At 75.5% G+C, this 24,475-nt stretch carries 16 protein-coding genes and 1 pseudogene; 10 read left to right on the top strand and 7 right to left on the bottom strand.

All coding sequences use genetic code 11. From position 1 onward, the window contains the following. Positions 1-200 precede the first annotated feature (200 nt). Positions 201-1,541: pseudogene (locus ACZ6AQ_RS10205) on the bottom strand (DUF6777 domain-containing protein); the annotation flags it as partial. 202 nt (positions 1,542-1,743) lie between these two features. On the opposite strand from ACZ6AQ_RS10205, the gene ACZ6AQ_RS10200 reads away from it, so the two are divergent. After that, entirely contained in the window at positions 1,744-3,084 is a 1,341-nt protein-coding gene (locus ACZ6AQ_RS10200; protein WP_468758942.1) for a streptophobe family protein, read from the top strand. 86 nt (positions 3,085-3,170) lie between these two features. On the opposite strand, the gene ACZ6AQ_RS10195 is transcribed toward ACZ6AQ_RS10200, so the two are convergent. The 3 genes from ACZ6AQ_RS10195 to ACZ6AQ_RS10185 are packed head-to-tail and all read right to left on the bottom strand — an operon-like array spanning position 3,171 to position 7,454. Continuing rightward, on the bottom strand, positions 3,171-4,163 hold the full coding sequence (locus ACZ6AQ_RS10195) for a serine/threonine-protein kinase (RefSeq protein WP_468758940.1): 993 nt from the start codon (positions 4,161-4,163) through the stop codon (positions 3,171-3,173). After that, on the bottom strand, positions 4,163-4,891 hold the full coding sequence (locus tag ACZ6AQ_RS10190) for a hypothetical protein (RefSeq protein ID WP_468758938.1): 729 nt from the start codon (positions 4,889-4,891) through the stop codon (positions 4,163-4,165). The genes ACZ6AQ_RS10195 and ACZ6AQ_RS10190 overlap by 1 nt, the downstream gene beginning before the upstream one ends. Before the next feature lie 4 nt (positions 4,892-4,895). Continuing rightward, positions 4,896-7,454: an FHA domain-containing protein gene (locus ACZ6AQ_RS10185; RefSeq protein WP_468758937.1), complete on the bottom strand. Its 2,559-nt coding sequence runs from the start codon at positions 7,452-7,454 to the stop codon at positions 4,896-4,898. A 102-nt stretch (positions 7,455-7,556) separates the two neighbouring features. Here ACZ6AQ_RS10185 and ACZ6AQ_RS10180 point away from each other — a divergent pair, with 102 nt between their 5' ends. The 3 genes from ACZ6AQ_RS10180 to ACZ6AQ_RS10170 all read left to right on the top strand — a co-directional run bounded on the left by ACZ6AQ_RS10180 (position 7,557) and on the right by ACZ6AQ_RS10170 (position 10,666). Beyond that, entirely contained in the window at positions 7,557-8,231 is a 675-nt protein-coding gene (locus ACZ6AQ_RS10180) for a TetR/AcrR family transcriptional regulator (protein ID WP_468758935.1), read from the top strand. A 263-nt stretch (positions 8,232-8,494) separates the two neighbouring features. After that, positions 8,495-9,163 carry a ThuA domain-containing protein gene (locus ACZ6AQ_RS10175; RefSeq protein WP_468758933.1) on the top strand — a complete coding sequence of 223 codons (669 nt, stop codon included), beginning with the start codon at positions 8,495-8,497 and terminating at the stop codon, positions 9,161-9,163. Positions 9,164-9,268: 105 nt separating this feature from the next. Continuing rightward, entirely contained in the window at positions 9,269-10,666 is a 1,398-nt protein-coding gene (locus ACZ6AQ_RS10170; protein ID WP_388689649.1) for an NADP-dependent succinic semialdehyde dehydrogenase, read from the top strand. A 10-nt stretch (positions 10,667-10,676) separates the two neighbouring features. Here the strand turns inward: ACZ6AQ_RS10170 and ACZ6AQ_RS10165 are convergent, their stop codons facing one another. Beyond that, positions 10,677-12,761, bottom strand: a complete 2,085-nt coding sequence (locus ACZ6AQ_RS10165; protein WP_468758931.1) for a SpoIIE family protein phosphatase — start codon at positions 12,759-12,761, stop codon at positions 10,677-10,679. 159 nt (positions 12,762-12,920) lie between these two features. Here ACZ6AQ_RS10165 and ACZ6AQ_RS10160 point away from each other — a divergent pair, with 159 nt between their 5' ends. Next, complete coding sequence (locus ACZ6AQ_RS10160; RefSeq protein ID WP_388689646.1) at positions 12,921-13,121, top strand: hypothetical protein; 201 nt, start codon at positions 12,921-12,923, stop codon at positions 13,119-13,121. Positions 13,122-13,262: 141 nt separating this feature from the next. On the opposite strand, the gene ACZ6AQ_RS10155 is transcribed toward ACZ6AQ_RS10160, so the two are convergent. After that, complete coding sequence (locus ACZ6AQ_RS10155; RefSeq protein ID WP_468758930.1) at positions 13,263-15,647, bottom strand: phosphoketolase family protein; 2,385 nt, start codon at positions 15,645-15,647, stop codon at positions 13,263-13,265. A gap of 315 nt (positions 15,648-15,962) precedes the next feature. Here ACZ6AQ_RS10155 and ACZ6AQ_RS10150 point away from each other — a divergent pair, with 315 nt between their 5' ends. From ACZ6AQ_RS10150 to ACZ6AQ_RS10130, 5 genes are all read left to right on the top strand, one after another. Then, on the top strand, positions 15,963-16,877 hold the full coding sequence (locus tag ACZ6AQ_RS10150) for an oxygenase MpaB family protein (RefSeq protein WP_468758929.1): 915 nt from the start codon (positions 15,963-15,965) through the stop codon (positions 16,875-16,877). Further along, a complete protein-coding gene (locus ACZ6AQ_RS10145) occupies positions 16,859-19,102 on the top strand; it encodes a serine/threonine-protein kinase (protein ID WP_468758928.1) in 2,244 nt (747 codons plus the stop codon). The genes ACZ6AQ_RS10150 and ACZ6AQ_RS10145 overlap by 19 nt, the downstream gene beginning before the upstream one ends. A gap of 262 nt (positions 19,103-19,364) precedes the next feature. Beyond that, positions 19,365-20,399: an L-threonine 3-dehydrogenase gene (gene tdh, locus ACZ6AQ_RS10140; RefSeq protein WP_468759260.1), complete on the top strand. Its 1,035-nt coding sequence runs from the start codon at positions 19,365-19,367 to the stop codon at positions 20,397-20,399. Between the two features lie 3 nt (positions 20,400-20,402). Further along, positions 20,403-21,602 carry a glycine C-acetyltransferase gene (locus tag ACZ6AQ_RS10135; protein ID WP_468758926.1) on the top strand — a complete coding sequence of 400 codons (1,200 nt, stop codon included), beginning with the start codon at positions 20,403-20,405 and terminating at the stop codon, positions 21,600-21,602. Between the two features lie 58 nt (positions 21,603-21,660). Continuing rightward, positions 21,661-22,563, top strand: coding sequence for a LysR family transcriptional regulator (locus ACZ6AQ_RS10130; RefSeq protein WP_388689637.1), 903 nt, complete (start codon positions 21,661-21,663; stop codon positions 22,561-22,563). Between the two features lie 22 nt (positions 22,564-22,585). Here the strand turns inward: ACZ6AQ_RS10130 and ACZ6AQ_RS10125 are convergent, their stop codons facing one another. Then, positions 22,586-24,412 carry a serine hydrolase domain-containing protein gene (locus ACZ6AQ_RS10125; RefSeq protein ID WP_468758924.1) on the bottom strand — a complete coding sequence of 609 codons (1,827 nt, stop codon included), beginning with the start codon at positions 24,410-24,412 and terminating at the stop codon, positions 22,586-22,588. Positions 24,413-24,475 lie beyond the last annotated feature (63 nt).

The raw sequence follows: 24,475 nt of genomic DNA, 5'->3' as shown, positions 1-24,475 counted from the left end.
AGCCGGGGTGAGCCGGGGCCGGGGACGGGACCGCCGCTCGTGCGCGGCGGACGCGTCCGGCCCGCGGCCCCGCCCCGCGCGCCCGCCGGTCAGACGGCCGGGAACGGGACGGAGGCGGCTCCCGGCACCGGGCGGGGAACCGCCGGACCGGCGGCCGGGGCCCGCGCCGGGCCTCCCGCCGGCCCGCTCGCGTCCGGCCCCGCCGAAGCACCGGCCGGGGCGTCCGGCGGCGTACCGGCCGGGGCGTCCGGCGCGGAGCCCGAACGCGGGGCCGACGATCCGGGCGGAGCCGAGGGCCCGGACGGGGGCGGTTCGGACGGGGACGGTCCGGACGGCGGCGGTGCGGACGGCGGCGGGGAACCCGGAGGCGGTGAGGAGTCCGGCGGGACCGGGGAGCCGGGCGGGGGCGAGGAGCCCGGGGGCGGGGACGAACCGGACGGTGTGTCGGGCGGGCCGGAGGGGGAGCCGGAAGGGCAGGAGGACGGGTCGCCCGCGCACGGCACCGGGGACGGAGGCGCGGTCGCCTCGTCCCGCGCGCCGGTGTCGCCGCGTTTCCGCGCGAACCAGCCGCCGTCCTCGGCGTCGTACACCACGAAGGTGTTCACGACCGCCCGCGAGGGCACGATCACGATCACCTGGCCGGCGTCGTACCCCGGCCAGGGAGTGCCCGTGGTCCGCGGGTTCTTCTGCGCCACCGGCTCGGTCAGCGGGTTGCCGCAGGCGCAGCGCACCCGGGGCACTCCCCGGCCGTCGACCAGGACCGCCGTACCGGCCTGCAGGACCGCCTGGTACGCGGTGGCGGAGCCGTCCCTGAAGCCGTGGTTCGTCACCCGGGTGTCGGCCCGGAGCCGGAGCGGGGTGAGGGAGCGCAGGTAGCCGGGCACCTCGTTCGCGGGGATCCGCAGGACCGAGGCGAAGGCCGCGTTCTTCGCCGGTTCGCCGGAGAGGTGGCGCACCTGCCGCTCCACGTCGCAACTCGCCACCGACCGCGTCCCGCCGTAGAGGCCGGGAGCCGAGCCCGGCACCTCGGGGGTGCCGGCGGTCGCCGAGCCGGTGCGGGGCGGCAGCGAGGCCGGCGGGACGGAGCCGCCGGGACGGGCCGTCGACCGGGTGAACGGGTCGGGGCCGGTCGAGGAGGCGCTCTGGAGGAAGACCTCCCCGCCGCCGGCCTTCGTCGCGCCGCCTCCGCCGTCGTCGCCGGAACGCTGGGTGAGGACGACGGCCAGGGCGACGGCCGCCACGAGCAGGGCGGCGACCGGAGCGACCTTCGGGACGGAACGCCACCAGGGGCCGCCGCCGTCACCTCCCGGGTAGCGGGAGGAACCGCCGCCGTCCCGGCCACCGCCGGAGCCGCCCGAGCCGCCGGATCCGCCGGAAGGCGGCCCGGACGGGGGCGGGGGGCCCGCGGCGCCCGGGTGGCCGCCCGAACCCGCGAGAGGGCCCGAGGGGGGACCCGAGGGAGGCGCCGACGGAGGGCCGGACGGAGGACCGGGCGGCGGGTGGGAAGTCACGTTGTTCCCTTTCTTCCGTTCCGGGCCCATTGTGTGCGCCGACCGGTGCCCGGCCGCAAGCGGAAACACCACGCCCCGCACCCCGCGCTCGGCCGGTCCCGGAGCGCCGCCCCCGCGCGCGGCGGGCCCCGCCTTCCCCTCCTCTCCGGGGCCTCCGCCCGCGCACGGCGGCCCCCGAACCCCGGCCCCCGTGCGCAAGCGGTCGGCCGCCCCCGGCACTAGCGTGGTCGGCGTGAGCAGCAGGCCCCCCACCTCCGCCTCCGCGCGGCCCGCCGCCAGCCCGGCGGGCCTCTCCGCCCGCGCCGTCCTCCAGGCCCTGGCGACCGTGGTCGCCGGGTACCTCGCGATGGGCGTCACCGCCGGACTCGGCCTCTGGGCCGCCGGCGCCGCCGACCTGCCCGGCGGCTTCGCCGAAGTCCTCGCCGCCGTCGTCGTCATGGCGGCGGGCGGCGAGGTCGAACTGTCCGGCGACGCCGGCTCCCTCGCGGGCGCCCGGGGCGAACTGACCGCCATGCCCCTCACCGTCACCCTGGTGGGCGCACTGGTCGTCGGCCACGGCTTCCTGCGCCCCCTGCGGCACCACGCGGCGACCGGCGCCCGCACGCTCCTGCTGCGCGCCGCGACCACCGCCGTCCTCTGGACGGCCGGCCTCGCGGCCCTCTCCGCCCTCGCCCGCCACGACTTCGGGATCACCCCGGGAGGCGGGACCGGGGACCCGCTCGCGGACCTCTTCGGCGACCTGCTCGCCGCCGTGAACCCGACGGTCGGCTTCCGCACCGACCTCGGCCCCACGCTCTTCCGCGGCCTCCTGGGGATCCTCGGCGTCCTCCTCGCCGCCCTCCTCGTCTCCCGCGGCACCCCCCTGCCGCCCCGGCTCGTCCGCCACCAGGAGTCCGTACGGCCCGCCGCCCACGCGGTGTTCCTGCTGCTCCTCGCGTACGTGCTCGTGGGCCTGGTCGCCGGGCTCGTCACCGCGGCGACCGGGGACCGGCCCGCCGACACCTTCGCGGTCCTCCTCCTCGGCCTGCCCGACATCGCCTGGCCCGCCCTCGGCGTGGGCATCGGCGGCGCCTGGGAGGGCAGGGCGGAAGGCCCCTTCGGCCTGCCCGTGCCCCGGGCCCTCGACGCCGTCCTGCGCGGCGGGGGCGGGGGCCCGGACCTCTCGACCGTCGACCTCTCCTCGCTCGCCGCGCGGGACGGACGGGCCTGGTGGCTCCTCCCCGTCGCGGCCCTCCTCCTGCTCGCCGCGGCCTTCACGGCGGCGGTCCGCTCCCCGGCCCGGACACGGCTCCGGCAGCACGCCCTCCGCTTCGGCGTCGCCCTCGCGCTCGCCGTGTCGGCCGTCGTCCCGCTCACCCGGGTCGAAGCCCGTCTCGGCCTCTCCGTCCTCGGCATCGGTGAACTCGACTCGCTCGGCGGCGAGGTGCTGCTGCGCCCGGACGTCTGGAGGACGGCCGGCCTCGCGCTCCTGTGGGGCCTGGTCCTCGGCTTCCTCGGCGGCCTCCTCGCCACCCGGGTCCCCCGCGGGGGCGAGACCGGACCCGCCGCCCCTCCGCCCCGCCCGCCGGCCTGAGCGGCCCGGCCCCCGTCGCACCGGTGATCGCCGGACGGCCTCGTCCGGCCGGCCGGTCGGCCGGACGAGGGGAGGGGCTCCGGGCCCTACAGCTCCCGGAACACCGGGCGCGCCCACGCGGGCGGGGCGGGAGGCGGACCGGGCGGTCGCGGCGCGTCGCCCCCCGCCGGGTCCGGGACGTCCGGAGCGCCGGACGCCAGGGCGGCACGGAGCCGGGCGACGAACTCCAGGCACGTTCCGTAACGCTCCTCGGGCGTCTTCGCCAGCGCCTTCGCGAAGACCGCGTCCACCTCCCGCGGAAGCCCCGGCCGCGCCTCGGAGAGCGGCGGCGGCGGGTCGTACTGCTGCGCCCAGAGCACCGCCCAGTCGGTGTCGCGGCGGAACGGCGGCGCGCCCGTCAGGGTCTCGAACACCACGCACGCCAAGCCGTACACGTCGCACCGGCCGTCGACCGGCTTCCCCGAGATCTGCTCGGGCGCCACGTAGTCCAGCGTGCCCACGAACTCGCCCACCGTCGTGAACCCCGTGAGCGACAGCGACTTCTTCGTCAGCCCGAAGTCCGTGAGGTACACGTGCTCCGGACGGTCGCGGTCGGTGCCCTCGGCCACCAGGACGTTGCCGGGCTTCACGTCCCGGTGCACGAGGTCGTGCGCGTGCGCCGCGTCCAGGGCGGAGGCCACCTGCACGGCGATCCGGCCCGCCTGCGCCGGGGACAGCGGCCCTTCCCGGTGGAGCAGGGCCGCCAGGTCCCGTCCCGCCACGTACCGCATGGCGATGTAGAGCACGCCCTCGGTCTCGCCCGCCTCGAAGACCGGCACGATGTGCGGGTGGTCGAGGGAGGCGGCGACCCGCGACTCGTGCGCGAAGCGTTTGCGGAAGGTGTCGTTGCGGGCCAGTTCGGGGGCCAGCAGCTTCAGCGCCACCGTACGGTCGAGCCGCAGGTCCCGCGCCCGGTACACCACCGCCATGCCGCCGCGCCCGATCTCGCCCTCCACGCGGTAGCCCGCGACCACCTTGCCGACGAGCCCCGAGGGCCGGCCCGCCGGGAGGTCCGGGCCGGCGCGCGTCCCGCCGCCCATCAGCCCTCACCCGTCGGCGGCCGCTCCACGACCCGGGTCGGGGGGTGGTCCGGAGCCTCCGCCGGAGGCGGCTCCGCGGCCCGGCCCGGCGGCGGTTCCACGACCTGGGTGGGCGCCGGTTCCACGGCTGGGGTACGGGGCGGTTCCACGGGGACGGCGGGCGGGGGAGAGGCAGGGGCCGCGGACGTGCCGGCGGGGGTGAGCGTGGGCGACCGGACGGTGGCCGAGGGCGCCGCCCCGGCCGCGTACGTACGGAGTTCCACGCCGTCGCAGTACACCCAGCGCTCGTGCTCGGCGTCGTACAGCCACACCGACTCGCCGTCGACGACCATGCCCACCCGCAGGCCCCGGGTGCGCAGCCGGAAGCCCTCGCCGTCGAGACGGCCCGCGCCCAGCTCCTCCGCGGCCCGCCGGTAGCGGCCGAGCGCGTCCTCGGCGCGGGCGATCAGCGGGCGGGGGTCGGCGGTCCTGGTGAGGGGGCGGCCCGCCGCCGGGGGGTCGTCGGGGACGCCGACGAGCAGCCGCGCGTCCACCCATGCCGTCCAGCCGTTGGAGCACCGGATGCGCCCCCAGTCCCCGGCCCGCTCCTCCAGGCACACGGGGAGGAAGGCGTCCAGGGGCGCCGTGGGCAGCCCGGGGTCGGGCGCCTCCCAGGCGGGGAGGCCGTCGCGCGGCACGACGTGGGTGGGCCGGAAGTCCGGCACGTACGCGGACACGGGGACGCTCACGGGTCTACCTCCGCATGACGGCCGGCTCGTGGCGGCGCAACAGCCGGGCCACGACCAGGGCGAGGACCAGACAGAGCACCACCATCATGCCCATGTCGAACAGCCATGCCTCCGCCGTGTGCCGCATCAGCGGGTCGGTGGTCCGGTCGCCCGGCGCCGCCTTCCCGATGTCGATCGTCGCGCCCATCGCCGCGAACGCCCACCGCGAGGGGACGAGCCAGGCGAGCTGCTCCAGGACGGGCGTGCCCCGCACGGTGAGGAGCGCCCCGCAGAACACCACCTGCACGATGGCCAGGAGGACCAGCAGCGGCATCGTCACCTCCTCCTTGCGGACCAGGGCCGAGACGAACAGGCCGAGCATCATCGCGGTGAAGGAGAGCAGCGCGACGGCGAGGACGATCTCCATCAGTGGGGGCATCAGGACGCCCTTGCCGCCGGGCACGTTCAGCGGCACCCCGATCAGGGCCACCAGCGTCAGGACCACCGCCTGCACGACCGTGATCAGGCCGAGGACCACCACCTTGGAGGCGAGGTAGGCCGAACGGGACAGCCCGACGGCTCTCTCGCGCCGGTAGATCGCACGCTCCTTCACCAGCTCGCGCACGGCGTTCGCCGCGCCCGTGAGGACCCCGCCCACGCAGAGGATGAGCAGGACGTTCAGCGACGACTCGGAGTCGAGGGCGCCCTCGGACAGGGCCCGGGCCATCGCCCCCATCACGAACGGCAGCGCGATCATGATGACGAGGAAGGTGCGGTCGGCGGAGAGCGCCGCCGCGTAGCGGCGCACCAGGGTCCGCAGCTGGGAGCCCCGGCTCTGCGCCTTCGGCGGCGGGGCGGGCGCCGTGCGGGGCGGGGCGCTCCCGCCGGTTCCGCCCGGGGGGAGGTCCGGGGCCGCCGTGGCACCGGTGAGGTAACGGTCCCGGAGGCGGGAGGAGCGGTACTGGCCGGCCCAGTCGCGGTCCCGGTCGTTCTCGAAGGTCTCGAACGCCTCCGGCCACTGGTCGAAACCGAAGAAGCCGAGGGCCTCGGAGGGCGGCCCGTAATAGGCGACCCTGCCACCGGGCGCGAGGACGAGCAGCCGGTCGCAGACGTCCAGGCTGAGCACGCTGTGGGTGACCACGACGACCGTGCGCCCGTCGTCGGCGAGCCCGCGCAGCATGTGCATCACGGACCGGTCCATGCCCGGGTCGAGACCGGAGGTGGGCTCGTCCAGGAAGAGGAGGGACGGCTTGGTGAGCAGTTCGAGGGCGACGCTGACCCGCTTGCGCTGACCGCCGGAGAGGCTGTGGACCGGCTGGTCCGCGCGCTCCGCCAGGCCCAGCTCCCGGATCACCTCGTCCACCCGGGCGCGCCGTTCCGCGCGGTCGGTGTCCTCGGGGAACCGCAGCTCGGCCGCGTACCCGAGGGCGCGGCGGACGGTTAGCTGGAGGTGCAGGATGTCGTCCTGGGGAACGAGCCCGATGCGCCGGCGCAGCTCGGCGTAGTCCCGGTACAGGTCGCGGCCGTCGTAGAGCACCGTGCCCCGGTCGGCGGGACGCTGGCCGGTGAGGGCGTTCAGGAGGGTGGACTTCCCGGCGCCGGACGGTCCGACGACCGCGAGCAGCGACTTCTCGCCCACCGGGAACGAGACGTCGTCGAGGAGGGTCCTGCGCCCGTGGTCGACGGTGACGGCGAGCGACCGCACGTCGAGGGAGACCTCGCCGGTGTCGGTGAACTCGACCAGCTGCCCGCCGATCAGGCAGAACGCGCACCGTCCGATGCCGACGATGTCCTCCGCCGTCACCCGGGCCTCGGTGACGGGCCGGCCGTTGAGGAAGGTCCCGTTGTGGCTGCCCAGGTCGTGGATCCGGTAGGTGCCGTCGGGGTGCGCGCGGAGTTCGGCGTGCCGCCGCGAGACGACGAGGTCGGGGACGACGATGTCGTTATCGGGGGCACGGCCGATGCGGACGCCGTGGACGGGCAGCGGCCGGACGGACGTCGGCCGCCGGAAGGCGCCGGTGGCGGCGGGGTGCGCGACGGAGGGGGGCCGGAGCGGGACGGGCTCCCGGTGCGGCGCGGCCTCCCGCCGTCGTACGGACCCGGGGTCCGGCGCGGGCCCGGACCCGGGGCCGCGCTCCCGTACGGGCTCGGGCCCGGGGCCCCGCTCCCGCAGGGGGTCCGGTCCGGAATCCCGTCCCCGCTCCGGTCCGGGTTCCCGTACGGGAGGGGGCGGGGGCTTCCGTTCCGGCGGCCGGGCCGGGGCGCCGGCCGAGAGGACCGCGCGGGGACCGTCCTCCGGGTGCCCGAACCGCACGACCGTCCCGGGGCCGACCTCCTGCGGCCGGACCACCCTCAGGCCGTCCGCGAAGGTGCCGTTCGTGCTGCCCTCGTCGGTCAGGGTCCACCGGCCCGCGACGGCCCGGAACGCCGCGTGGTGCCAGGACGCGCGGGCGTCCGGAAGGACGACGTCGCAGGTGGGGTCCCGCCCGACGCGGTAGACGCGGCCCGGATCCATGGGCGTCGCGTCCCCGTCGATCTCGAGGACCAGATCGGGCGCCGCAGGCACGGCGGGCCGCTCTGCCATGTCTGGATTTTATCCGCCGGAACCGGTCCCCGCCCGGCCGGAAGGCGCCGGTATGGTGGACGCCCGCCGCGCGACGCGGCTCGTGACGAGGAGGGACCCCCTGTGCCGAGAGGTGTCACCGGGCGGCGGTCCCGCACCCGCGCGGCGCTCCTGGAGGCCGCCCTGGAGGCGTTCGCCGAGCACGGTTTCCACGCGACGACGATCGAGGGGATCTGCGAGCGCGCCGGCTACACGCGGGGCGCGTACTACTCGAACTTCGCGAGCAAGGAAGAACTCTTCCTCGCCCTCTTCGACGAGCACAGCGACCGGACCGTGCGGCGGCTCGCCGCGGCGATCGACGCGCTGCCCGCCGACGAGTACACCCTGACCCGGCTCGCGGAACTGGCCTCCCGCGTCGAACCGGACGAGCGGGACTGGTACCTGGTCACCACCGAGTTCACCCTGCACGCCATCCGCGACCCGGGGACCGCCCGGGTGCTCGCGCGCCACGACGAGCGGCTCCGGGCGGAGATCGCCCGCGGCCTCACCCTCGTCCTGCGCCGGGCCGGGCGCGAACTGACCGTGGAGCCCGACCGGTTCGCGCGTCTCCTCGTCGCCCTGCGCGAGGGCGGTCTCGCCCAGAGCTACGTGGAACCGGACGTACTGCCGCCGGGCAGTCTGGAACGCCAGTTCCTCGCCCCGCTCCTGGAGGCGACGACCAGGGAGCTCCGGCCCGCCGGGGACGGCCCGGAGGGGCCGGCTCCGGACGCGGCGTCCGCCCCGGACACGGTGGTCTGACCGGGACACGGCGCTCCGGCCCGGACACCGCACTCCGACCCCGTGTCGGGCGCGCCCGGCGCCGGCCGTCTCCCGCGCGGCCCGGGCGGGCGGCCGTCGCCGGGGCGACGGGGTTGCGGTCCGCCGTCCGTGATGACTACGGTCGGACAAGGGCGGGAGAAAGCGCTTTCCCCCTCGTTTTTCTCCCTCCCTCTTCCTCCCCCTCTTCCTTTCCCCGTTCTCCTCTCCGCTCTCCGCCCCGCCCGCCGCCTCTGGAGCCCCGTGTGCCCACCGCCGACGTCCTGATCTACACCCGCACCGCCGGCTACCGGCACGACTCGATCCCCGACGGCGCCGCCGCGCTCGCGGAGCTGGCGGGGGAGCTGGGACGCACGGCCGAGACCGGCGAGGACCCGGGGGCCTTCACCCCCGAGCGGCTGGCCGGGTACGCCGTCGTCGTCCTGCTCTCCACGACCGGGAACGTCCTGACCCCCGAGGGCCGCACCGCCTTCGAGGCGTACCTGCGGGGCGGCGGCGCCCTCCTCGCCGTGCACGCGGCCGCCAACGCAGAGCCGGACTGGCCCTTCTACGGGGAACTGCTCGGCACCCGCTTCGACGGCCACCCCGAGATCCAGCCGGGCACCGTCCTCGTGGACGCGCGGGACCACCCGGCGACCGCCCCGCTCCCGGCCCGCTGGGAGTGGACGGACGAGTGGTACAACTTCACCTCCGACCCGCGCGGCACGGGCGGAACCGGCGTACGGGTCCTGGCCCGGGCCGACGAGTCCTCCTACCGGGGCGGCACCCACGGCGACGACCACCCGCTCGCCTGGTGCCGCGAGGTGGACCGCGGACGCGTCTTCTTCACCGCCCTCGGACACGCCCTGCAGGCGTATCGCGACCCGCTCTTCCGGGCCCACCTCTCCGGCGCGCTGGCCTGGCTGACCTCCTGATTCCCGGTGGCCCCCGGTCACCCCACCGCCCCGCCCCTGTTGCGCCGCGCCGTCCTTCGCGGAAGGTTTCTGTGAGACGGGGGCCGACGCAGGAGGAGACAGGCCATGGGCATCGCCACCGTGAACCCCGCGACCGGAGAGACGCTGCGCACCTACGAGGCCCACGGGCCCGAGGAGATCGAGCGGCGCGTCGCCGCGGCGCACGAGGCGTTCCGCCGGTACCGCACCACCCCCTTCGCCGAACGCGCCCGCCTCCTGCGCGCCGCCGCGGGCCTCCTGGAGGAGGACACCGAGGACATCGCCCGCACGATGACGGTCGAGATGGGCAAGCCCGTCGTCGCCGCCCGCGCGGAGGCCGCCAAGTGCGTCAAGGCCATGCGCTGGTACGCCCGCCACGCCGAGGAACTGCTCGCCGACGAGCACCCGGCGGAGAGCGACGTCCAGGACTCCGGAGCGGACACGGCCCGCGTCCACTACCGGCCCCTCGGCCCGGTCCTCGCCGTCATGCCGTGGAACTTCCCGCTCTGGCAGGTGATCCGCTTCGCCGCGCCCGCCCTCATGGCGGGCAACACGGGTCTCCTCAAGCACGCCTCCAACGTGCCGCAGACCGCGCTCTACCTGGGCGACCTCTTCCGCCGCGCCGGATTCCCCGAGGGCTGCTTCCAGACCCTCCTCGTCGGCTCCGGGGAGATCGAGGGCATCCTGCGGGACCCGAGGATCGTGGCCGCCACCCTCACCGGCAGCGAACCGGCCGGCCGGGCCGTCGCCTCCGTGGCGGGCGACGAGATCAAGAAGACCGTCCTGGAGCTCGGCGGCAGCGATCCGTACATCGTGATGCCCTCCGCCGACGTCGTCGCGGCCGTGAAGACCGCCGTCACCGCCCGGGTGCAGAACAACGGGCAGTCGTGCATCGCGGCCAAGCGGTTCATCGTCCACCGGGACGTCTACGACGACTTCTCCGAGCGCTTCACCGCCGCCATGAACGCCCTCACCGTCGGCGACCCCCTCGACGAGTCCACCGACGTCGGCCCCCTCGCCACCGAGCGGGGCCGCGCCGACCTGGAGGAACTGGTGGACGACGCCGTGGAACGGGGCGCCACCGTCCTCTGCGGCGGCCACCGCCCCGACGACGAGGCGCTCCGCGACGGCTGGTACTACCGGCCCACCGTCCTCACCGGCATCACCCCGGAGATGCGCGTCCACCGCGAGGAGACCTTCGGGCCGGTCGCCACCGTCTACCGGGTCGGCGACGCCGAGGAGGCCGTGGCCGTCGCCAACGACTCCCCGTTCGGCCTCAGCTCCAACGTCTGGACCCGCTCCCAGGAGGACATCGCGTTCTTCGTCCGCGACCTGGAGGCCGGCGGCGTCTTCGTCAACGGGATGACGGCCTCGCACCCGGCGCTCCCCTTCGGCGGGATCAAGCGCTCCGGCTACGGCCGCGAACTCGCGGGCCACGGCATCCGCGAGTTCTGCAACGCGACCACGGTGTGGCAGCGCGCCTGAACCCGGCCCCTCAGCCACCGCCGGGGGCGCCGCCCGCCGCCGCCTCCGCCGGGCCGATCTCGCACCACACCGCCTTGCCCTCGCCGCGCGGCTCGACCCCCCACCGGGAGGCCAGCGCGTCGAGCAGGAGCAGCCCGCGGCCCGAGGTGGCGGCCTCGCCCGGGGTGCGCCGCCGGGGCCAGGCGCTCGACCGGTCCTGCACCGACAGGCGCACCCGCCGCACCGGTTCGGGCAGCACCTCCAGGGTCAGCACCGCGCCCCCCTCGGTGTGCAGCAGCACGTTGACGAGCAGCTCCCCCGTCAGCAGCTCCGCGTCGTCGGCGAGGCCCGCCATGCCCCAGTCCCGGAGCGCCCGCCCCACGGCCGCCCGCGCGTCCGAGAGGCCCTGCGGATCGGCCTGGTGGACGTACTGGTGGATGCGCGGCGCCCGGGGCGTGCCCGGGTCCGGGCTGCGCCGCAGCACCAGGAGGGCCACGTCGTCGCCCGCGCCCCACCGCTCCCACAGGCGGTCGGAGAGGTGGTCGGCCAGCGCCTCGGCCTCCGGCGGGCCGCCCGCGATCGCCTCGGCGAGCGAGGCGAGACCGGCCGAGATGTCCGCGCCGGGCTGCTCGACCAGACCGTCCGTGCAGAGCACCAGCGTCTCCCCGGGCACCAGGTCGAGCCGCGTCTCCGGGAACTCCTCGTCCCCGAACGCCGTCGCCAGGCCCAGCGGGAGGCCGCCCCGCAGCTTGGGCCGCCCCACCCGGCCGTCGGTGTGCCGGATCAACGGGTCGAGGTGCCCGGCCCGTACGGCGCGCACCGTGCCGCTCGCCAGGTCCACCTGCGCGTACGTACAGGTCGCGAAGCGGTCGGTGTCCAGCTCGGCGAGGAACCGGGAGGCGCGGGCGAGGACCGTCGGCGGGGCGTGCCCCTCGCCCGCGTACGCCCGCAGCGCGATCCGCAGCTGGCCCATGATGGCGGCCGCGTGCGTGTCGTGGCCCTGGACGTCGCCCACGACGATCCCGACCCGGCTGCGCGGCAGCGGGATCACGTCGTACCAGTCGCCGCCGACCTGCCGCCCGCTCCACGCCGCGTGGTACCGGACGGCGATCCGGCCGCCGGTGATCTCCGGGATGCGGCGCGGCAGCATCGTCTCCTGGAGCCCGGTCGCCAGCTCCCGCTCCTCGTCGAAGAGCATCGCCCGCTGGAGCGACTGGGCGACGATCGCCGCGAGCCCGAGGGCCAGGTTGCGCTCGTCGGGGTTGAACGAGGTGCGGCCCCGGTAGAACAGGGCCATCCCGCCGAGCGAACGCGCCTGCGCCACCAGCGGCAGGTAGCAGGCGGCCCGGAAGTCCAGCCGGGGCAGGTAGGGGGCGAGTTCGGGGAAGTCCCGGCCGAGCGCGGCGAAGGAGGGGACGAACCGGGGCCGGCCGCTCAGCACCGCCTCGGCCAGCGGCAGCTTCCGGTCGAGCCGCCGGCCGCGGAAGTCGTCGAGCACGTCGAGGGAGTCCCCGCTGAGCGCGATGACGTTCAGCGAGCCGTTCTCCACGAGGCCGAGCGCGAGCCCGTCCGCGCCGAGCCGCGCGAGCCCTCCCGGGCCCGTCAGGGCGGCCGTCACGTCGTCCACGGTCACCGCGCGCGACAGCGCGTTCGTCGTCCGCTCGACGATGCTCGTCTGCACCTCGCGCCGCTTCTCCAGGTCCCGGACGAAGGTGAAGTGCGCGATCTCGGCGGTCGTGTCCCGCACGACGCCGACGATCCGCCGGGCCCATCCCCACGGCGAGCGCAGGATCCGGGCCTGCACGTGCGTCCAGTGCGGCGGTCCGTCGTCCTGGGGGACGGGGAAGTGCGCGGTGTACGAGAGGGCGCCGCTCCTGACGGCCTCGCGCACGACGCCCCGGAGCCTGGCCAGCTCCCCGGGGGCGAGCCGCGCGACGAGCGACGCCGGGCGCCCGTCGAAGGCGTCCGGGACCACGCCGAAGACCAGCAGCCCCGACTCGTCGACATCGATGCGGCCCGTGTCGAGATCCCAGTCGAAGCTGCCGGTCCGGTTCATGGCGAGCCACTGGGCGGGCCCGATCTCACCACTGTGCGTACGCGGATCGTCGTCGGTCATCCTCCCCATTGTCGAACCCGCGCACCGCGGGCGCCACGGTGACGACCCGGCGTGGCGCGAGTTCGCCGCGAGGGCCGCACCCGGGGCCGGGGCCCCGGATGCGCGCGCGCCGACCGGACACCAGAATGGCCAGTGCCGGACGAACACGTAGGAGGCGGCATGAACGCTGAGCCCGACAAGACGTCCCCGGGGGACTCCCCGACGCCCGACCGGCTGCTGCACGCCGGATCGGAAGGGGAGTTCACGGCGGAGGACCTGGTCCTCGCCTCCGGCCGTGACGTGAACCCGCAGAACCTCGCCTGGGCGGAGCGCCGCATGGCGGAGAAGGGCCGCGCCTCGATGGACGAGCTCCTGCCCTAGGCCGGACACGACCTGGGCCGGACACGACCTGGGCCGGACACGGCCCGGAACGCGCTCCGGGGACGTCTCCCCGGGTCCCGCCCTCGCGCGTCGGCCCCGGACCGGTCGCCCGGTCCGGGGCCGACGCCGTCCCGGCGGGTCTCAGCCGCTCCACTCCCAGTCGGCCACCTCGGGCATGTCGGTGCCGTGCTCCCTGATCCAGGCGTGGTGACGGGTACGGGCGTCCGCCATGGCCTGGCGCACCGTCACGGCGCGCACGCCGAGGCCGGGCACGCGGTCGATCACGTCCATCACCAGGCGGTAGCGGTCGAGGTCGTTGCGCACGACCATGTCGAAGGGGGTCGTGGTGGTCCCCCTCTCCTTGTAGCCCCGCACGTGCAGGTGCGGGTGCCCGGCGCGGCGGTAGGCCAGCCGGTGCACCAGCCAGGGATAACCGTGGTAGCCGAAGATCACCGGCCTGTCCGTCGTGAACAGGGCGTCGTACTCCCCGTCCGTCATGCCGTGCGGATGCTCCCCGTGGGACATCAGCCGCGTCACGTCCACCACGTTCACCACCCGGACCGCCAGCTCGGGCAGGTGCTCCCGCAGCAGCGAGGCCGCCGCCAGCACCTCCTGGGTGGGGACGTCACCGGCGCAGGCGAGGACCACGTCGGGCTCGCGCGTGCCGTCCTCGGTGCCCGCCCACGCCCACACCCCGGCGCCCCGGGCGCAGTGGGCACGGGCCTCCACCAGGGAGAGCCAGTCGAAGCAGGGCTGCTTCCCGGCGACGATCACGTTGACGTAGTCGCGGCTGCGCAGCACGTGGTCCGCGACCGAGAGCAGGGTGTTGGCGTCCGGCGGGAGGTAGACGCGGACGACCTCGGGGCTCTTGTTGAGCACGTGGTCCACGAAGCCCGGGTCCTGGTGCGAGAAGCCGTTGTGGTCCTGGCGCCACACGTGCGACGTCAGCAGGTAGTTGAGGGAGGCGATGGGAGCCCGCCACGGCAGCCGGCGCGAGGTCCGCACCCACTTGATGTGCTGGTTGACCATGGAGTCCACGATGTGGACGAACGCCTCGTAGCAGGAGAACAGCCCGTGGCGGCCGGTGAGCAGGTACCCCTCCAGCCAGCCCTGGCAGGTGTGCTCGGAGAGGATCTCCATGACGCGGCCGTGCCGGTCGAGGTGTTCGTCGGTGTCCAGGACCGGTTCCTGCCACGCCTTGCCGCTGGCCCCGTACACCGCTTCGAGACGGTTGGAGGCGGTCTCGTCGGGGCCGACGAGCCGGAAGTCGCGGCGGCCGGCCGTGGCGGCCATGACCGCTTCGAGGAGGTCCCCGAGGACGCGGGTCGGCTCGTGCCGGGTGGCGCCCGGTTCGTCCACCGGCACGGCGAAGCGTTCGAGCGGCGGTACGGGCAGGTCCCGCAGCAGCAGGCCGCCGTTGGCGTGCGGGGTGGCGCCGAGCCTGCGTTCGCCGTCCGGCACGCAGGCGAGCACCCGCGCGGACGGCGCGCCGTCCTCGTCGAAGAGTTCCTCGGGGCGGTAGGAGCGCAGCCACGCCTCCAGCTGCTCGCGGTGCTCCGGATTGTCCCGCACACCGGACAGGGGCACCTGGTGGGAGCGCCAGGTCCCTTCCACGGGCAGCCCGTCCACCTCCGCGGGACCGGTCCAGCCCTTCGGCGTGCGGAGGATGATCACGGGCCACTTCGGCCGTTCGGCCGGCCCGCCGGCACGGGCCTCGCGCTGGACGGCCCGGATGCGGTCGAGCGCGGTGTCCATCGCGACCGCCATGGCGCGGTGGACCCGGCGCGGGTCGTCCCCGGAGACGTACAGGGGGTCGTGGCCGTAGCCCCGCAGCAGTTCGTCCAGTTCCGCCTCGGGGAGCCGCGCGAGCACGGTGGGGTTCGCGATCTTGTACCCGTTGAGGTGGAGCACCGGCAGGACGGCACCGTCGTGCACCGGGTCGAGGAACTTGTTGGAGTGCCAGGACGTGGCGAGCGGCCCCGTCTCCGCCTCGCCGTCCCCGACGACGCACGCCACCAGGAGGTCCGGGTTGTCCAGGGCGGCGCCGTACGCGTGCGACAGGGCGTAGCCCAGCTCGCCGCCCTCGTGGATCGACCCCGGCGTCTCGGGCGCCACGTGGCTCGGCACCCCGCCGGGGAAGGAGAACTGCCGGAACAGCCGGGCCATGCCCTCCCCGTCCCGGGACACGTCCGGGTAGACCTCGCTGTAACTCCCCTCCAGCCAGGAGTTGGCGACCACGGCCGGCCCGCCGTGACCGGGCCCCCAGACGCACAGGGCGTCCACGCCGCGGTTCCTGATCAGCCGGTTGAGGTGGGTGTACACGAGGTTGAGACCGGGCGACGTGCCCCAGTGCCCGAGCAGCCGCGGCTTGATGTGCTCCGGTTCCAGCGGTGTGCGCAGCAGCGGGTTGTCCATCAGGTAGATCTGCCCGACGGCCAGGTAGTTGGCCGCCCTCCAGTGCGCGTCGAGCGCGTCGAGTTCCTCGTCGGTCGGGGACGAGCCGTCCGGGCGCCTGTCCTTGCGCATGTCTCCTCCGTCGTGTGAACGGACGCGGTCGCCCCGCCGACCGGCCCTGGTGTCTCCGGGGCGTCTGCCCCGCACGCCGCGCCGGACACGCTCCCGTCACGGCCCGGGCGCGCCCCGGCGGTTCCTCCGGAGGCGCGCGTCCCATGGTGGTGCCCGGTCCGCCGGAAGACGGCGTGACACAGGGCGGCGTGCCCGCAAGAGGGGCCGGATGGGCCAGGGGTTCCGGGCGTCCCGGGTGGCCGGGGCGCCCGGGCGGGGATTCCGGGCACGTCACGCCCGGCGCTCACGCGCCCGTTCCGGCGTAGCCTGAGCGGCATGACGCAGGACGCCGACCCCGGGCTCTTCGGACCCGGCTCCGTGACGTGGCAACTGCACAGCGACCCGGTGATGTGGATCGCCGGCGTCCGGGCCCTCTGGCTCCAGGCGCTCCACCCCGTCGCCGTCCGCGGCGTCATGATCAACAGCGGGTTCCGGGAGGACCCCTGGGGCCGGCTCACGCGGACCGCGAACTTCGTCGGGACCCTCAGCTACGGGACCACCGAAGCCGCCGAGGCGGCCGGCGCCCGCGTCCGCCGCATCCACCGGCTGCTCGGCGTGGACGACCCCGAACTGCTGCTCTGGGTCCACTGCGCCGAGACCGACTCGTACCTCTCGGTCGCCCGCCGCTCCGGAATCCCGCTCACCGACGCGCTGGCCGACCGCTACGTGGACGAGCACCGCACCTCGGCCCGGCTCGTCGGCCTCGACCCGGACGCCGTCCCGGCCACCACCGCCGGACTCGCCGCCTACTTCGCGTCGGTACGCCCCCTGCTCACCGCCGGGCCGGACGCCAGGACCGTCGAGGACTTCCTGCGCCGTCCGCCGGTCCGGCCCCTCCTGGTCCCCGCGCGCGAGGTGATCTGGCGGCGCGTCACGGCGCTCGCGTACGACGCCCTCCCCCCGTACGCCCACGCGCTCTACGGACGGCCCGCCCCGCCGCCGGAGACCGTCACCCGCCGGCTCGTCGCCACGGCCAACCTGCTGCGCGACGTCCCCTCCCGCCTGCGCTGGAGGCTGCCGCCCCGGCACGTCCTGCGGGCCGTGGAACGGCTCGGCCCGCAGGCGCGGCCCGATCCGTACGCGCGCCCCGCCCCGTACCCTCTGTCGGACCCGGCGGCCATACTGGACACACCGGGTAGGGCGCACGGAATCGACGGGGGCGACGGCACGCGATGGGGGACTCCGGACTGATCCAGGGGCGGTACCGCCTGCACGAGGTCATCGGCCGCGGGGGCATGGGCGAGGTGTGGCGCGCCACCGACGAGGCGCTCGGGCGCCGCGTCGCCGTGAAGTGCCTCAAACCGCTCGGCCCGCAGCGGGACCCGCAGGTGCTCGACGTCGTGCGCGAGCGCTTCCGGCGCGAGGCCCGGGTGGCCGCCGCGCTCCAGCACCGGGGCATCACCGTCGTGCACGACTTCGGCGAGTACGAGGGCGTCCTCTTCCTCGTCATGGAACTCCTGGAGGGGCGCAACCTCAGCCAGCTCCTCGCCGCCAACGCGCAGCACCCGCTGCCCGTCCAGGACCTCGTCGAGATCGCCGACCAGGTCGCCGACGCCCTCGCGTACACGCACGGCCAGGGGATCGTGCACCGCGACCTGAAGCCCGCGAACATCATGCGGCTGCGGGACGGCACGGTGAAGATCTGCGACTTCGGGATAGCGCGCCTCGGCGCGGACATGGGCTTCACCTCCAAGCTCACCGGGACCGGCATCGCGATGGGGACGCCCCACTACATGTCCCCGGAGCAGATCGGCGGCGGCGAGGTCGACCACCGCAGCGACCTCTACTCGCTGGGCTGTGTGCTGTACGAACTCGCCACCGGCTCCCCGCCCTTCGACCTGGGGGACTCCTGGGCGATCCTCATCGGGCACCGGGACACGGTGCCGCGCCCGCCGCGCGCGCACCGGGCCGAACTGCCCGACTACTTCGACCGCCTCGTCGTCGACCTGCTGGCCAAGGTGCCCGCGGAGCGGCCGGCCGACGCGGGCGACCTGCGCCGCCGGATCGTCTCGGGCCGCGCGGGACCGCCCCCGTTCCCGCCGCTGCCCGGAGTGCCCGCGCAGCCGTCCCTCCCCCTCACGCTGCCCGTGCCGGTGGACCCCGGGCCGGCGGCGCCCGTCCCCTCCGCCCCCGCGCCCGTCCCGGCGTGGAGCCGCGGGATGACCGGCGGGCACCGCCCGGCCGGAGCCGCCGGGCCGCGCCCGGCCGCCCACGACCCCGCCGCGGCCGTCCTCACCACCGAGTGGACCACCGCCCCCGCGCCGGCCGGTCCCGCCCCCGCGCCCCCGGCCGAGCTGGTCGCGGTCCTCGCCGGCCGCCACCGGGCGGGAATGGGCCTCGGCCGGCTCGGCCGCTGGGACGAGGCGGAGGCGGTGCACCGGTCCGTCGCCGAGGACCGGTCGCGCGTCCTCGGGGAGGACCACCCCGACACCCTCGCCAGCCACTACGAGGTCGGTTTCGCCCTCGCCCGTCTCGACCGCCCCGCCGACGCCCTGCGCGTCTTCGAGCGGGTCGCCCGGGTCCGGTCGCGCGTCCTCGGGGAGGACCACCCCGACACCCTCGCCGCACGGCAGGAGCGGGCGTACGCCCTCGACCGCCTGGGACGGCACTCCGAGGCGTACGCACTGTACGTCGCGGTGCTCGCCGCCAGGGAGCGGGCCGAGGGCCCCGACCACCCCGACACCCTGCGCTGCCGCCACAACCTGGCGTTCACGCTCGGCCGCCTCGGCCGCCTCGAGGAGTCGTACCGCACGGCGCGCGAGGTCGCCGAGGCCCGCGCCCGGCTGCTCGGCGAGGACCATCCCGACACCCTGATGACCCGCCACGAGGTCGCCCACGTCCTCGCGCGCCTGGGGCGCCGGCAGGAGGCCCTGGCCCAGTACCGCGCGGTCGCCGGGGCGCGCGCCGCCGCCCTCGGCGCCGACCATCCGGACACCCTCGCCGCCCACTACGAGACCGGGGTCCTCCTCGGCCGGCTCGGCCGGGCGGCGGACGCCCTGGACGTCTGCCGCTCCGTCGTCGCCTCCCGCACCCGCGCCCAGGGCGCCGACGGGCCGGAGACCCTGCGCGCCCGCCACGCCCTCGCCGTCAACCTCGGCCGCCTCGGGCGCTGGGAGGAGGCGCTCGCGGAGTCCGGGGACGTCCACGCCGCCCGGACGCGGGTCCTGGGCGCCGACCACCCGGACACCCTCCTCAGCCGCCGGGAGACCGGTGTCGCCCTCGGCCGGCTCGGCCGCTGGGCGGAGGCCCTGGAGGCCCACCGCGCCGTCGCCTCCGCCCGCCTCCGCCTCCTCGGCCCGGCACACCCCGACACCCTCGCCGCCCTCGACGACGAGGCCCACTGCCTGGAACGCCTCGGCCGCCGTGCCGAGGCCGCCGCCCTCCTCCTCAGGGCGGCCGCGCCGCCGCCCGCCTGACGCGGGACCCGCGCGGCTTGCCGGGCCGGCCGCGGACCGCCCCGCCCCGGCGCGGCGGCCTCCCCGGAGAGGTGAAAGCTCCCTCCGCGTGTTGACGCCGGGCCGCCCCCGCCCGGGGTGTGAAGCTGATCTGCGAGCGCGCTTAAGAAATCCTCGATGGACCGGGAGCCGTGCGTACGGAAGATTCTCCTCCGGGGATCTTGGGCGCACAGCCCTGCCTCACCCCATGCATCACAGGACACGCACGTCGGGAGCCGTTGCATTGAAGGCGCTGGTCAAGCTGAAGGCGGAGCCGGGACTCTGGCTCACGGACGTGCCCGAGCCGGAGGCCGGCCCCGGAGACGTCCTCATCAAGGTCAGCCGGACCGGGATCTGCGGCACCGACCTGCACATCCGTTCCTGGGACGGCTGGGCGCAGAGGACGATCGGGACGCCGCTGACGATCGGCCACGAGTTCGCCGGTGAGGTCGTCCACGTCGGCCGTGACGTCGCCGACATCGCCGTCGGCGACCTGGTCAGCGGCGAAGGGCACCTCGTCTGCGGCAAGTGCCGCAACTGCCTGGCCGGCCGGCGCCACCTCTGCCGCGCCACCGTCGGACTCGGCGTGGGCCGGGACGGCGCCTTCGCGGAGTACGTCGTGCTGCCCGCCTCCAACGTGTGGGTCCACCGCGTCCCCGTCGACCTCGACGTCGCCGCGATCTTCGATCCCTTCGGCAACGCCGTGCACACCGCGCTCTCCTTCCCGCTCGTCGGAGAGGACGTCCTGGTCACCGGCGCGGGCCCGATCGGCATCATGGCCGCCGCCGTCGCCCAGCACGCCGGCGCCCGCAACGTCATGATCACCGACGTCAGCGAGGAACGCCTCGAACTCGCCCGCAAGACGGGCGTCACCCTCGCCCTGAACGTGGCCGGGAGCACGATCGCGGACGGCCAGCGCACCCTCGGGCTCAAGGAGGGCTTCGACGTCGGCCTGGAGATGTCCGGCAACCCGCACGCGATGCGCGACATGGTCGCCAACATGACCCACGGCGGCAGGATCGCCATGCTGGGCCTGCCCAGCGAGGACTTCGCCGTCGACTGGGCGAAGATCGTCACCTCCATGATCACGGTCAAGGGCATCTACGGCCGCGAGATGTTCGAGACCTGGTACGCGATGTCGGTGCTCCTGGAGGGCGGTCTCGACCTCGCCCCCGTCATCACCGGCCGCTACGCGTACACCGACTTCGAGGCCGCCTTCGACGACGCGGCCTCCGGCAAGAGCGGCAAGATCATCCTCGACTGGACTGCGGGAGCCTGACCCATGTTCGATTCCGTTCGCGACGACGTCCGAGCCACCCTCGAAGAGATCGAGCAGGCCGGACTCCACAAGCCCGAGCGCGTCATCGGCACCCCCCAGTCGGCCACCGTCGCCGTCACCTCGGGCGGCCGCCCCGGCGAGGTGCTCAACTTCTGCGCCAACAACTACCTGGGCCTGGCCGACCACCCCGAGGTGGTCGCCGCCGCCCACGAGGCGCTGGACCGCTGGGGCTACGGCATGGCCTCCGTCCGCTTCATCTGCGGCACCCAGGAGGTGCACAAGGAGCTGGAGGCGCGCCTGTCCTCCTTCCTCGGCCAGGAGGACACGATCCTCTACTCCTCCTGCTTCGACGCCAACGGCGGCGTCTTCGAGACGATCCTCGGCCCCGAGGACGCCGTCATCTCCGACGCCCTCAACCACGCCTCGATCATCGACGGCATCCGCCTCTCCAAGGCCCGCCGCTTCCGCTACGCCAACCGCGACATGGCCGACCTGGAGCAGCGGCTCAAGGAGGCCACCGAGGGCGGTGCCCGGCGCAAGCTGATCGTCACCGACGGCGTCTTCTCGATGGACGGCTACGTCGCCCCGCTGGACGAGATCTGCGACCTGGCCGAGCGCCACGACGCCATGGTCATGGTGGACGACTCGCACGCCGTCGGCTTCGTCGGCCCCGGCGGGCGCGGCACCCCCGAGCTGCACGGCGTCATGGACCGCGTCGACATCATCACCGGCACCCTGGGCAAGGCCCTCGGCGGCGCCTCCGGCGGCTACGTCGCCGCCCGCGCCGAGATCGTCGCCCTGCTGCGCCAGCGCTCCCGCCCGTACCTCTTCTCCAACACCCTCGCCCCGGTCATCGCCGCCGCCTCCCTCAAGGTCCTCGACCTCCTGGAGTCCGCCGGTGACCTGCGCGACCGGCTGAACGCCAACACGGCGCTCTTCCGCTCCCGCATGACCGGGGAGGGCTTCGACGTCCTGCCCGGCGACCACGCCATCGCCCCCGTCATGATCGGCGACGCGGCCGAGGCCGGACGCATGGCCGAACTGCTCCTGGAGCGGGGCGTGTACGTGATCGGCTTCTCGTACCCGGTGGTGCCGCAGGGGCAGGCCCGCATCCGCGTCCAGCTCTCCGCCGCGCACTCCACGGAGGACGTGAACCGGGCCGTGGACGCCTTCGTCTCGGCCCGCGCCGCCCTGGCCGGCTGACACCGGAACGGCGGCGGGAACGGCGCCCGCCGCCCCCGCCGCCTGGGACACTGGGGGCATGATCGAAGCGCGGCGGTTGCACATCCTCCGTGCGGTGGCCGACCACCGCACGGTCACGGCGGCGGCCGCCGCGCTCTACCTCACCCCCTCCGCCGTCTCCCAGCAGCTCGCCGCCCTGGAGCAGGAGACCGGGCACCGCCTGGTGGAGCGGAGCGCCCGGGGCGCGCGCCTCACCCCGGCCGGCGAGATCCTGCTCGGCCACGCCAACGCCGTCCTGGCCCAGCTGGAGCGCGCCGAGGCCGAACTCGCCGCCTACGGCTCCGGCGACGCCGGCACGGTCACGGTCGCCGCCTTCGCCACCGGCATCGGCCTCGTGGTGGCCCCCGCCCTCACCGCGCTCGCCCGCACCGCCCCCGGCATCCGGGTCCGTGTGCGGGACGCCGAGGGCGACGAGAGCCTGCTCATGGTCCTGGACCGGCAGGTGGACGTGGCCGTCGCCGTCGAGTACCGGGGCGCCCCGGCCGAGGACGACGACCGGCTCACCCGCGTCCCGCTCTACGCCGAGCCCTTCGACGCGGTCCTGCCGCCCGGCCACCCCCTGGCGGCCGGCGGACGGGTCGCCCTCGCCGCCCTCGCCAAGGACGACTGGATCGGGCAGTCCACCGGCAACCCCTGCCACGACGTCACCGTCCTGGCCTGCGAGTACGCCGGGTTCGCCCCCCGTTTCGCGCACGTCTCCGACGACTTCCGCGCCGTCGTCGCCCTCGCCTCCGCCGCCGCCGGGGTCGCCCTCGTCCCGCGCTCGGCGCTGCGCGGGATGGACCTCACGGGTGTCGAGGTGCGGCCCGTGGACGGGGCCGCCCCCACCCGCCGGGTCTTCGCCGCCGTGCGGCGCGGGGCCGAGGAGCACCCCCTGATCAGCCCCCTCCTGACGGAGCTGCGCACGGCGGCGGACGACTGAGGTCCCGCCCGGGGACGGACCGTCAGTCCCCGGACACGGCCCATCCCACCGCTTCGACGCGCGAGGCGTCCGCCGGGCGGGCCCCGTCGAAGAGCGGCCGGCCGGCGGCGTCGAGGACCCGCACCCCGTCCACGTACGCCCCGCGCCCGACGTACCGCGCGTCCGTCGTGTACCGCCAGCGCAGCCGGACCGGGACGCCGCCCCGGTCCGCCGCCGGGACCCCGGCCGTCAGCCGGTGCCAGGCGCGCCCCGACCAGCCGCTCGCCGCCCCGTCCGGGTGCGCCGACGGCTCCCCGTCCGGGCGTGCGGTGACGAAGGGCACCGGTTCCCAGGCCGCCCCGCCGTCCCGGGACGCCTCCAGGCGGACGGCGTCCGCCCCCGGTTCGGTGTCCCACCACAGGGCGCACTCCAGACGCGCCGCGCCGGGGAGCGGAGGCAGCGTGAGGGTGCCGGTGGTGCCGCTCGCCATGCCGGAGAACCAGGCGGTACGGCCCCGGACGGGACGTACGGGAACGGCCCTGGCCAGCCGGTTCGCGGCGGCGACGCGCGGCGCGGACCCGGAGCGCCAGGAGCGCACCGGGTGCACGGAGTTGCCGAGGACGATCAGGAACGAGTCGGTCGTCGGGTCGAGCACGAGGCTCGTGCCGGTGAAACCGGTGTGCCCGGCCGTGCGGGGCGTGGCCATCGCGCCCATGTACCAGTGCTGGTGGAGCTCGAAGCCGAGCCCGTGCGCGTTGCCGGGAAAGGCGGTGTTGAAGTCGGTGAACATCAGCTCCACGGACGCGGGGGAGAGGATGCGGGCCCGGCCGTACGCCCCGCCGTTGAGGAGGGTGCGGGCGAGGACCGCGAGGTCCCGGGCGCGCGAGAAGACCCCGGCGTGCCCGGCGACCCCGCCGAGGGCGTGGGCGTTCTCGTCGTGGACCTCGCCCCACACCATGCCCCGGTCCAGGCCGGACCAGGGCGGCCGGGCGTCCTCGGTGGCGGCGATGTCCGGCCGCCAGGAGGGCGGTGGGTTGAAACGGGTGCGGCGCATCCCGAGCGGAGCGGTGATCTCGTCGTGGAGCAGGGTGTCCAGACCGCGACCGGTGATCTCCTCCAGGATCAGCTGGAGGAAGATCATGTTGAGGTCGGAGTAGAGGTACGCCGACCCCGGCGTGCTCACGGGCCTCTCGGCCCGGAGCAGCCGCAGCTTCCCCTCCCGCGTCGGCTCCCGGTACAGCGGCAGCCAGGACCGGAACCCGGAGGTGTGGGTGAGCAGCCGGCGCACCGTCACGTCCCGCTTCCCGCCCCCGCCGAAATCCGGGAGGTACGCCGTGATCCCCGCCTTCAGGTCCAGCGTCCCGCGCTCGATCTGCTGCACCGCCAGGATCGAGGTGAACAGCTTGGAGACCGAGGCCAGATCGAAGACGGTGTCCTCGGTCATCGGCCGCCGCAGCTCCGGCGGCAGCTCGACGCCGGTGTCGGTCTTCTCGTCGTACGCCGCGTACCGCACGGCCGAGCCGATCGCCCGGTGCAGGGCCACGGTCCCGCCGCGCCCGGCGAGCAGCACGGCCCCCGCGTACCAGGGGTGCGCGGGGGAGGGGGCGAGGAACGCCTCGGCCTCCGCGACCAGCCGGTCCAGGTGCGGCGCGAGCAGCCCGGCCCGCTCGGCCGAACCGCGCCTCAGCGTGGTCCGCCGCACCCCGGCCCCCGCTTCCGCCGCGGGGCCGGCCCCGCGCCCCGCCTCCCCTTCGGAGGCGGCGGCCGCTCCCGGCACCGAACCGACCATCACCGCTCCTCCGAGGGCCAGGAGTCCGCCGCCGAACGCGCGCCGGGTCGGAAGGCCCTCTCCTCCCGCATCTTCGCTCATGTCCGTCCACGCCTCTCGAACATCGGTTTAGGTACCATCGGAAAGGAAGATCTCTTCGTGACG

Source organism: Streptomyces sp. NPDC041191 (assembly GCF_055591945.1).
Note: the sequence above shows the minus strand (reverse complement) of the source record. Positions and strands in the feature narration are given on the sequence as shown.

Coding starts and splice junctions, on each gene's coding strand:
- ACZ6AQ_RS10195 (WP_468758940.1), bottom strand. CDS start 4,163: ATGGGCGGCGGGACGCGCGCCGGCCCGGACCTCCCGGCGGGCCGGCCC.
- ACZ6AQ_RS10185 (WP_468758937.1), bottom strand. CDS start 7,454: ATGGCAGAGCGGCCCGCCGTGCCTGCGGCGCCCGATCTGGTCCTCGAG.
- ACZ6AQ_RS10145 (WP_468758928.1), top strand. CDS start 16,859: ATGGGGGACTCCGGACTGATCCAGGGGCGGTACCGCCTGCACGAGGTC.
- ACZ6AQ_RS10150 (WP_468758929.1), top strand. CDS start 15,963: ATGACGCAGGACGCCGACCCCGGGCTCTTCGGACCCGGCTCCGTGACG.
- ACZ6AQ_RS10170 (WP_388689649.1), top strand. CDS start 9,269: ATGGGCATCGCCACCGTGAACCCCGCGACCGGAGAGACGCTGCGCACC.
- ACZ6AQ_RS10130 (WP_388689637.1), top strand. CDS start 21,661: ATGATCGAAGCGCGGCGGTTGCACATCCTCCGTGCGGTGGCCGACCAC.
- ACZ6AQ_RS10125 (WP_468758924.1), bottom strand. CDS start 24,412: ATGAGCGAAGATGCGGGAGGAGAGGGCCTTCCGACCCGGCGCGCGTTC.
- ACZ6AQ_RS10155 (WP_468758930.1), bottom strand. CDS start 15,647: ATGCGCAAGGACAGGCGCCCGGACGGCTCGTCCCCGACCGACGAGGAA.
- ACZ6AQ_RS10165 (WP_468758931.1), bottom strand. CDS start 12,761: ATGACCGACGACGATCCGCGTACGCACAGTGGTGAGATCGGGCCCGCC.
- ACZ6AQ_RS10135 (WP_468758926.1), top strand. CDS start 20,403: ATGTTCGATTCCGTTCGCGACGACGTCCGAGCCACCCTCGAAGAGATC.
- ACZ6AQ_RS10160 (WP_388689646.1), top strand. CDS start 12,921: ATGAACGCTGAGCCCGACAAGACGTCCCCGGGGGACTCCCCGACGCCC.